The organism is Williamsia sp., from assembly GCF_036566845.1.
Taxonomy (GTDB): domain Bacteria; phylum Actinomycetota; class Actinomycetes; order Mycobacteriales; family Mycobacteriaceae; genus Williamsia.
Map to the genome: position 1 here is coordinate 1 of NZ_DATCVM010000118.1, position 9,930 is coordinate 9,930.

General features: G+C 63.6%; 10 protein-coding genes. 5 read left to right on the forward strand and 5 right to left on the reverse strand.

Annotated elements, in window-relative coordinates; genetic code table 11:
* Positions 1-372, forward strand: a 372-nt coding sequence (locus VIQ49_RS11085; protein ID WP_331884434.1) for a DUF4262 domain-containing protein, incomplete at its 5' end; no start/stop codon positions are given.
* An 88-nt stretch (positions 373-460) separates the two neighbouring features.
* On the opposite strand, the gene VIQ49_RS11090 is transcribed toward VIQ49_RS11085, so the two are convergent.
* The 5 genes from VIQ49_RS11090 to VIQ49_RS11110 all read right to left on the reverse strand — a co-directional run bounded on the left by VIQ49_RS11090 (position 461) and on the right by VIQ49_RS11110 (position 2,387).
* A complete protein-coding gene (locus VIQ49_RS11090) occupies positions 461-646 on the reverse strand; it encodes a type Z 30S ribosomal protein S14 (protein ID WP_023955966.1) in 186 nt (61 codons plus the stop codon).
* A gap of 1 nt (position 647) precedes the next feature.
* On the reverse strand, positions 648-1,226 hold the full coding sequence (rplE, locus tag VIQ49_RS11095) for a 50S ribosomal protein L5 (RefSeq protein WP_020109914.1): 579 nt from the start codon (positions 1,224-1,226) through the stop codon (positions 648-650).
* 1 nt (position 1,227) lies between these two features.
* Positions 1,228-1,542 (reverse strand): 50S ribosomal protein L24, encoded by a 315-nt coding sequence (gene rplX / locus VIQ49_RS11100; RefSeq protein WP_020109915.1) that lies wholly within the window; start codon positions 1,540-1,542, stop codon positions 1,228-1,230.
* A gap of 1 nt (position 1,543) precedes the next feature.
* On the reverse strand, positions 1,544-1,912 hold the full coding sequence (gene rplN, locus VIQ49_RS11105; RefSeq protein WP_020109916.1) for a 50S ribosomal protein L14: 369 nt from the start codon (positions 1,910-1,912) through the stop codon (positions 1,544-1,546).
* Positions 1,913-2,120: 208 nt separating this feature from the next.
* Positions 2,121-2,387 (reverse strand): LuxR C-terminal-related transcriptional regulator, encoded by a 267-nt coding sequence (locus VIQ49_RS11110; RefSeq protein WP_331884438.1) that lies wholly within the window; start codon positions 2,385-2,387, stop codon positions 2,121-2,123.
* 221 nt (positions 2,388-2,608) lie between these two features.
* Here VIQ49_RS11110 and VIQ49_RS11115 point away from each other — a divergent pair, with 221 nt between their 5' ends.
* The 4 genes from VIQ49_RS11115 to VIQ49_RS11130 all read left to right on the forward strand — a co-directional run.
* Positions 2,609-3,130: a DUF4878 domain-containing protein gene (locus VIQ49_RS11115; RefSeq protein ID WP_331884440.1), complete on the forward strand. Its 522-nt coding sequence runs from the start codon at positions 2,609-2,611 to the stop codon at positions 3,128-3,130.
* Positions 3,131-3,275: 145 nt separating this feature from the next.
* Complete coding sequence (locus tag VIQ49_RS11120; RefSeq protein ID WP_331884442.1) at positions 3,276-3,836, forward strand: DUF4190 domain-containing protein; 561 nt, start codon at positions 3,276-3,278, stop codon at positions 3,834-3,836.
* Between the two features lie 10 nt (positions 3,837-3,846).
* Positions 3,847-4,446 carry a TetR/AcrR family transcriptional regulator gene (locus VIQ49_RS11125; RefSeq protein WP_331884444.1) on the forward strand — a complete coding sequence of 200 codons (600 nt, stop codon included), beginning with the start codon at positions 3,847-3,849 and terminating at the stop codon, positions 4,444-4,446.
* Between the two features lie 228 nt (positions 4,447-4,674).
* On the forward strand, positions 4,675-9,930 hold a 5,256-nt coding region (locus tag VIQ49_RS11130), incomplete at its 3' end, for an amino acid adenylation domain-containing protein (protein ID WP_331884446.1).

A 9,930-nucleotide genomic window follows, 5' to 3' on the forward strand; every position in this document is an offset into this window, starting at 1 on the left:
AGTCAAACCCACCTGTTGCAACAGGTGGGTTTGACTGGACGGGGTGGGTTTGTTGCGCGCTCTGACGAATGCGCCGAGCTCTCCCTCCGATCGCTCGAAGTCCCCGTCCGGCTGATCGAACTCATCGACAAGGAAGACCTACGGATCACCAACGAACTCTTTCCGAATTCACCTGCGCTGCAAATTGTCAGGCCCGACAAGGGTGGACACTTCCCGTGGTCGGAGAGCTATACGCTGCAACCCGACCATCAGCAGATCAAGGGCATCCCGCCGACCAGGAACGGCCGGCGACGAGGACCTCGGATCACTCCGAACACCGGACCCAACCGGGCCGCACGACGTCAGGCACAACGACGCAAGAACAGGCCCTGAGGCCGCCGAACGCTCCACAAACACAAAGACGCTCCACCTGTAGGTGGAGCGTCTTTGTAGAAGTGGAGCGTTCAGCCGAAGCTGGAAATCACCAGCTGGACTTCTGGACACCGGGCAGCTCGCCCGCGTGTGCCATCTCGCGCAAGCAGATACGGCACAGGCCGAACTTGCGGAAGACCGAGTGCGGGCGTCCGCAACGGTTGCAGCGGGTGTAGCCACGCACGGCGAACTTGGGCTTCTTGTTGGCCTTGTTGACCAGCGCCTTCTTTGCCATGTCAGTTGTCCTTCGCGTTGGGGTCTTTGAACGGGAAGCCGAGCTGACGCAGCAGTGCCCGACCTTCGTCATCGTTGGTCGCGGTGGTGACGACGGTGATGTCCATGCCGCGAGGCCGATCGATGTTGTCGATGTTGATCTCGTGGAACATCGACTGCTCGTTGAGACCGAAGGTGTAGTTGCCGTTGCCGTCGAACTGACGATCGCTCAGGCCACGGAAGTCCCTGATACGCGGCAGCGCGATCGAGACGAGCCGGTCGAGGAACTCCCACATACGGTCGCCACGGAGGGTGACGCGGGCGCCGATGGGCATACCCTCACGCAGCTTGAACTGCGCGATCGACTTGCGGGCCCGACGAACCTCGGGCTTCTGGCCGGTGATCAGTTCGAGGTCCTTGATGGCACCGTTGATCAGCTTGGCGTCACGGGCGGCGTCGCCGACACCCATGTTGACAACAACCTTGACGACGCCGGGGATCTGCATGACGTTGTCGTATTCGAACTGCTCGTTGAGAGCGTCCTTGATCTCCGCGCGGTAGCGGAGCTTCAGCCGAGGCTGGATCTTCTCAGTGGTGCTCATGTCAGATGTCCTTCCCGTTCTTGCGGGAAATGCGCACGCGCTTGCCGTTGTCGTCGGTGCGGTAGCCGATGCGCGTGGGGTTGCCGTCGGAGTCAACAACCATCACGTTCGAGACGTGGATGGCGGCTTCCTGGGTCACAATGCCGCCCGAGGATGCGCCACGCTCGTTCTGCGAGGCGGAGGTGTGCTTCTTGATCCGGTTGACGCCTTCGACCAGGATCCGGTTGCGCTGCGGGTAGGACTCGATGACCTTGCCCTTTGCGCCCTTGTCCTTGCCTGCGACGACGATCACGGTATCGCCCTTGTGAACCTTCATGTCAGAGCACCTCCGGAGCCAGCGAGACGATCTTCATGAACTTCTTCTCACGCAGCTCGCGGCCGACCGGGCCGAAGATGCGGGTTCCACGCGGATCGCTCTCGTTCTTGATGATGACGGCAGCGTTCTCGTCGAACTTGATGTACGAACCGTCCGGACGACGGCGCTCCTTGGTGGTGCGCACGATAACCGCCTTGACGACCTCTCCCCGCTTGACGTTTCCGCCGGGGATGGCGTCTTTGACAGTGGCGACGATGACGTCACCAATGCCGGCGTAGCGCCGAGACGAGCCTCCGAGCACGCGGATGCACAAGATTTCCTTGGCACCGGTGTTGTCGGCGACCCGCAGGCGTGATTCCTGCTGGATCACTTTTTCTCCTTGACCTGGCTGGTGAATATGTGTGGCGGATTTCCGTCCCGACACACGCGGTCTGTTGCCATCGGTGGCGCGCCTGCCTGCAGTTATCCACCACAGGGGGTTCGCTGCTCGAAGTGCGGACACACAGATGTGCCGCGGGCAACCGGTCAAGCATAGGTGAAAGACCAGGTCGGATACAAATCACCGCTGGTCGCGGCACTCACCAGTCGTCGAGGGAGGTGTACCCGTCCTGGATCGCGCGGACCAGCAATTGCGATTTGGTGCGCGCCGGGCGGCCGACGAGTGTGTATTTCGACCGGATCCTGGTGATGTGGGTGTTGACGGTGGCCTGTGAGATGTACAGCGACGCAGCCGCCTCTTCTTTGGAATCGAAGGCGAACCAGGCCAGCAGGACTTCGACCTCACGTGGAGACAGGGCCGGAATCCGAACTGCAAGCGATGGGGATACGGAACTGTCGACACTCATCTGGAGGCTCTCTTCTTCTGGTCAGCTGCCCCACGACACTTGAGGAAAGCTGACGACGGCACACGTCCCCCGACGTCATCCCAGCGTAGAAATCCCCGGCCAGATCAGTAAGTCCCAGTTCTAGGGGCGCTCGGGCATCCCCGGACCGTGTGCTGCCCGCCCTGGAACGAGCAAATAGCTTAGGTTAGTGTTGGCTAACTACTTGGTCGCAAAGGGGAAACATGAACATTCGTAAGAGCGTGGCCGGCGCGGCCCTGATCGGGCTGGCCGTGTTCGGCGTTGCCGCATGCAGCGACGACAGCGATTCCGACTCGTCGACAACCACCGCCTCTGCTGCCGCTGAAACAACTTCGGCGGAAGCCTCCACCAGCGGCGAAGAGGCCGCGGGCACGGCTACCGAGCTCGAGGTCGCGACCGCGCAGGAAGTTGTTGTGGGTGTGCTCTCCCCCGACACCGACCCGGCGACCTACACCGAGCTGGTCGACTCCGACGATCCCGCCACCGCCGCGATGATCACGGGCCTGGCCCAGGGCTTCACCGCCGCCGGGTACACCCCCGACAAGTTCACAGTGACGGAAGTGACCGCTGACGGCGAGAACGCCGCCACCGCGACCGTCGAGGTTGCCAGCCCGCACACGCCCCAGCCGGTTGCGATGCCTCTCGCATTCGTTTACACCGACGGCGCGTGGAAGCTGTCGAGCGAGGCCATCACGTCATTGGCATCGATGGGCGGCGGTCGCTGACCGGAGTTCACCACTGCTCGAAGACGCCCGGCCGCATTCTGCGGCCGGGCGTTTTCATGTCTATCGATCGAACGTGCGACAGGTCATACGGCAGGAAAGTTCGCTTCCCCTAAGGTGGAATGAACTCTTCGTCTGAGAGGCAATCATGACCGACAGCAATGGCTTTGCCGATCGCGACCGGATCGACCTGACCAAGGGGCAGGGCAGCGCTTCCGGTCACGACACGACGCCGTTGCCCTCGAATCCCATGGCTCCCACCGCGTCGGACGTGCCTGCCGCCGGCGCCGACTTCTGGCAGCCGTACGAACCGTTTGTCGATCCGCTCGCCGCCCTGGACCCGGCCTATCCGCCGTACCCCGTCGCGCACCAGCAGACCCCGTATCCCGGGCAGTACGCCCAGGCGCCCTACTACGCCAATCCCTATTTGATGGCCCCACAGCATGTGGTCGCACCGCGCTCGAACGCCATGGCCACCGGTGCGTTGATCTCCTCGCTGGTCGCGTACCCAGCGATGTTCTTCTGCTTTGCCGGTGCACTGATCGCACCGGTGAGTGTTGTCCTGGGTGTCATCGCGCTGAGCCAGCTCAAGGAGCGACCGTACGAAAGTGGAGAAGGTCAGGCCTGGAGTGGAATCATCCTCGGAAGCCTTCTGACAGTTCTCTCCATCGGGCTGGCCGCGTTGTGGGTCGCCCTGATCGCGGGATAGTCCACATCCCATGACCGATTCGACCCTGGACCGCGGCAAGCGAGAGTTGCTCGACGCAGCCGAACGGATGATGGCGACCCGCGGCTACGAGGTTCCTTTGCGTGACATCGCGGTTGCTGCCGGGCACCGCAACAATTCGGCGGTGCAGTACCACTACGGTAATCGCCGGGGATTGATCGCGGCGATCGTCGCACGGCGGCTGGGACCGATGGAGGTCGAACGTGAGCGGATGCTGGAAGAGTTTGATGCACAAGGCAAAAAGCCGACCGTTCGCGATCTGATCAGCATCTTGGTGCTGCCGATCCTGGAGATGAAGGGCACGCACTACGCTCGGTTCCTCGAGGTGACCAGGCCGTCATGGCCGGACGAGTCGATTCCGACCGGTTACACCTCTTGGCCCAAAGTCCTTGAACAGCTCAACAATTCACTCGCAGGCGACACCCCAACCCGACACCGCCGGGTGGCCGCGGTGGCCACAGCGATGTTCGCCCTGATCGCCGACTTCGAACGGCGCACCGAACTCGGCGAACAGTCGGAGTCGGAACCGGACGAGATCATCGACATGCTGACGTCGATGATGACAACACCGATCCAAACACCGGCAAAATAGACACTCTGTTTATAGTTCCTGCGCCCAGGGTAACACTGATCGGCGTCACCAGTCGAACATGAAGAGTCACTTACTGATCGATGCCGCGAAGTAGCGATAACAAATGGGAACGGGGACCCATCTGCTCGCGATGCCGGACCGAACAATCACATAGGTAACAGAAAGATCACTCAGCACGATCAACAGACGAACACCACTGCACAACGAGCAACCACCGGGAGGGGCGTTGTGAAGCGAGCCTCGGCGAACACATACCTGCGCTCGAACTGTGGGGACAACCAGAACACGGTTCAACCTGCGCGGCCAGAATCAGCGCCACACCGCAAGTCCGAGAACACATTTGCGATGTCAGCGGCCCAGAGAGGAATCTGGTACGCACATCAATTCGATTCCGACGTGCCTTTGTCGGTCGCTGCATATATCGAGTTACGTGGCGGCATCGACCTCGATGCGTTGTCAAAGGCAGTGCACCACACCGCAATTGACACCGAGTCAGGACTCCTTCGGGTGGTCGAGACCGATGCCGAACCAGTACTCACCATCGACCGAAACCGCGATGTACAGTTGCAGCGCCTGGATTTTCGCGCCGAGGTGGACCCGCACCGGTCTGCGCTGGACTGGATGAACACCCACCGCTCCAAGTCGGTGGACCTGGTGGTCGACCCCCTGCTCGAGACCTACATCCTCGAACTCGGTGACGAGCACCGGATCTGGTATTGCTGGGGTCATCATCTCGCCTTCGACGGATACGGCGCGATGTACATGATCACCGCCGTGGCGCAGTACTACGGCGCGATCATCGAGGACCGGGAAGCCACACCGACGGTATCCGCGACGATGCAACAGATCTCGCAGGGCGACGCCGACTACCGCAATTCCGGCGACTACCAGCACGACCGCGATCACTGGAGCGAGCAGTTCGAGAGCATCGATCCCGACGTGACGGCCACGGCCCGCGCATCGCTCTGCCGCACCGAAGCGCCACGGGCCGATGATTCGACGTCCGATCAGTCCCCGTCGCTGATCGCGACCACCGAATCATCCGAACTGAGCACAGAACTCGCCGCCGCTCTGCGTGAGGTCGCGTACGGGCTCGGGGTCCGGCCGGCGTCGGTGATCAGTGCAACCGTCGGCTTCTATCTCGCGGCGCTGACCGGGCGCAATGCAACGATGATCAGCCTGCCCGTCGCGGCGCGCACCACCGATCTGCTGCGCACCAGCGCCGGGATGACCTCCAACGTCGTGCCCGTCGCCGTCTCGGCACCGCCGGAGATGACGGTGGCAGAGTTGTTCACCGGCACCAACCATCAGATCAAGAGCGCCGTCCGGCACCAACGATTCCGTCACGAGGACATCAGTCGCGATCTGTTGGCCGACAACGGGACTGACCGGGAGTTCTTCGGGCCGATGGTCAATGTGATGTTGTTCTTCAGCCATCTCGACTTCGGTCCGGTGCACGGCGAGGTGAAGCTGCTCTCGACCGGTCCTGTCGAAGATCTGTCGTTCAACGTATATGAGAACTTCGGCACGGACCAGATGCGGTTCGACCTCGAGGCCAATCCCAATCGGTACTCGCGCGGCGAGGTCCGGCAACATCACCGACGCGTTCGAGCGCTCCTGGAAACCCTGGTGACCTGCGATCCGCAGACCCGGTTGTCGCAACTGGACACCCTGATGCCCGGCGAACGTCACGCGGTGCTCGACACCTGGAACGCCACAGCAAGAGCGTTGCCGCACAACCGGCTTCCGGACCTGCTCGACGCGGCTCGAAACCGCTTCGCCGATCAGTCGGCGATCCGGCTCGCCGACTCCGATCCTCGCGATCCGGACGGCCAGAACGACGCATACACCTACGCCGAACTCAACTGCCGCAGCAATCATCTCGCGCACCGGCTGATCGATGCCGGGATCGGACCCGAATCAGTGGTGGCGGTGATGATCCCGCGCAGCATCACGCAGGTCGTGGCCCTGCACGCGGTCATCAAGGCCGGCGGCGCGTACCTGCCGATCAACCCCGACGATCCCTCCGACCGGATCGAACAGCTACTGGACACGGCCGACCCCGCGCTCATCCTGATCGAACGAGACCAGCAGCTCCCGGACACCGCCGCACGCGTACTGACCGTCGACCTGCGGCTGCAGACAACCGGACCGGCCACCCCGATCACCGATGCCGACCGGCGCACGTCGCTGCATCCCGAGCATCCCGCCTACGTCATATTCACCTCCGGTTCCACCGGGAAACCCAAGGGTGTCAGTGTCAGTCATCGCGCCATCAGCAACCGCCTGCAGTGGATGCAACACGAATACCCGATCGGTGTCGACGATCGTGTCATCCAGAAGACACCCGCCACGTTCGATGTGTCCGTGTGGGAGTTCTTCTGGCCCTTCGTCTCCGGCGCCGAGCTGATCGTTCCCTCGGTCGACGGGCACCGTGATCCCTGGTATCTGCGCCAGACGTTCGCCCGGCATCAGATCACCGTTGCGCACTTCGTTCCGTCGATGCTCGCCGCCTTCGCCGCGGCGTTCGAGTCCGTCCCCGACGAGCCTCTCGCCGACCTGTCCGCCCTGCGCCAGGTCTTCACCAGCGGTGAGGCCCTGCAGTCCGCCACGGCGATCCGGTTCGCGACGATCAGCCGTGCGCCCGTCCACAATCTGTACGGTCCGACCGAGGCCGCCGTCGACGTCACCTATCAGAACAACAGTGCCACCACCGATTCGACGTCGGTCCCCATCGGTCGTCCGGTGTGGAACACCGCGGTGTATGTGCTCGATCAGCAGCTGCGACTGCAACCGGCAGGCGCGGTGGGTGAACTGTATCTCGCCGGAGATCAGTTGGCGCGCGGCTACATCGGACGTTCGGACCTGACATCTGACCGGTTCGTCGCGAACCCCCACGAGCCGGGCCGGCGGATGTACCGGTCGGGCGACCTCGTCCGCCGCCGGGCCGATGGCGCGCTCGAATACATCGGCCGCAGCGACTTCCAGGTGAAGATCCGGGGCCAGCGCATCGAACTCGGTGAAGTTCAGGCGGCGCTGACATCCCTCGAGGACATCACCGAGGCAGTTGTGGTGGTCCGAACGGATCCGGCGACATCGGACGCGATGCTGGTCGGCTACGTCACGGCGGCAGGTGATGGCTGTGTCGACGGAAAGTCGGTGCGCGGCGCCCTGCGTTCGGTTCTGCCCGAGTTCATGGTGCCGGCGGTCATCGTCGAACTCGATCACCTCCCGACCACGTCCAACGGCAAGCTCGACAGCAAGGCACTCCCGGAACCCCGGTTCGAGTCCGATGCCGACGAACATCAGGCTCCCGCTGATGATCTCGAACTCGCTCTGTGCCAGCTCTTCTCGAATGTTCTCGGACGTACCGCGGCAAGTGCGTCGACGTCGTTCTTCGATCTCGGTGGCAACTCGCTGCTGGCCACCAAGGTCGTGTCGCGTCTGAGCGCCATGTGCGGTCGACGGGTTGGCATCAAGACCCTCTTCGAATCGCCCACGCCCGCGGGTCTTGCCTCCGCCCTGCGGCGGCTGGGCGTCGACTCGATCGCACCGGACCAACCGGTGACGGCAATCCCCACCGCACCTGCCGACGCCGGCCGGATTCCGTTGTCCGCAGCCCAGCAACGTGTCTGGTTCATCAATCGCGCCGAACCCGAATCCGGCGCCTACAACATCCCGTTCCGGCTGAAACTGACCGGCGAACTGGATCACGATGCCCTGACCCTGGCCTTGCGAGATGTTGTGCAGCGCCAGCAGATACTGCGCACGCTCTTCCCCCTGGACGAGCAGGGCCCGTCACAACAGGTCCTGTCCATGGACCAGGCCGATCTCGCGCTCGACGAGGTGGACGTCGATGCGGCAGACGTCGACCGCCGGACCCGTGAGCTCGCCGCCGAGGGCTTCGACCTCGCAGTCGAGATACCGATCCGCGCTCATCTCCTACGCCTGGGCGATGACAGTCACCGACTCGTCATCGTCATCCACCACATCGCCGCCGATGGTTTGTCGATGCTGCCACTGGCCGCTGATCTGTCCACGGCGTACACATCGCGGCATGCCGGGCAGGCCCCGGCCTGGACCCCGCTGCCGGTCCAATACACCGACTTCAGCCTCTGGCAGGCGAATCGGTTCGACGCAGCTGAAGATGCCGACCACGTCGCCGCGCAGCCCGATTCGCCGGCGGCACAGATCGACTACTGGGTACAGAAGCTGTCCGACCTGCCGGCCGAGACCGAATTGCCCCGGGATCGGCCGCGCCCGGCGCAGCCGAGTATGCGTGCGGGTGGACACACCCTGACGCTCGGGCCGGAGATCCACAAGGGTCTCGCGACCTTGGCCGGCGCGCCCGGCGACCAGACGATGTTCACCGTGGTCCACGCGCTGATCGCAATTCTTCTGCGCCGCATGGCAACCGAAGATGACATCGCCCTGGGCACTCCGGTGGGTGGCCGCGGCGACGACGCGCTGGACCAACTGGTCGGCATGTTCGTCAACACCGTTGTCCTGCGGGCCCCGATCAGCAAGTCCGACACTTTCGCAGATGTTGTCGCCACCCTGCAAGAGACGACGCGAGAGGCGCTCGCCAACGCCGATGCACCCTTCGAGCAGGTGGTGACCGAGCTCAACCCCGATCGGGCCGCTTCGGCGCACCCGTTGTTCCAGGTCAGCCTCGCGGTCAACGAGATCACCGACATCACCATCGATCTGCCCGATCTGCAGGTGGACGCCAAACCCATACCCCTGGACCTGATCAAGTTCGACCTTCAGTTCACCATCACCCCGACCCTCGATGAGGCCGGCGAACCAGGTGACATCGACGTCGACATCGAGTACGCATCAGACCTGTTCGACCACGCCACCATCCGCAGTCTCGGTACGCGTCTGCAGCGGGTGGCGCGCGGTGTGCTGACCGCACCCCATCGTCCGATCGGCGACATCAACATCCTCGGTCGTGACGAGGAGATGTCCCTCGTGCCCGCCACCGGGCCCACGCCTCGGCGGCCGCGCGTGCTGCCCGACATCCTCGCTGCTGCCGTCGCGGAGAATCCGAACGCGATCGCCGTGCGCGAAGGTGCCGGACACCTGACCTACGCCCAGCTCGACGCGCGTTCCGACGCGCTCGCCCATCTGTTGATCGATTCCGGTATCGGGCCGGAAGATTTTGTCGCCGTGGCGATCCCTCGGTCCATCGAGTGGATTGTCGCCCTGTGGGCCACCGCGAAAGCCGGCGCGGCCTGGGTCCCCGTCGATCCGCGTTATCCTGCCGCGCGCATCGAGCACATCCTCGAGGACTCGGGCGCCCGGTTGTGTCTCACCGTCGCGAGCTCACCCGCCATACCGCCGGGCACACCGGCTGTTGCCGTCGATCATCCGGCTCTCGTGGCCCGATTGCGGGATGCCCCACGCCGCCCGGTGAGCTGCGACGACCGTCGCAGCCCGCTGGAGCTGGACAATCCGGCGTACCTCATCTACACCTCGGGC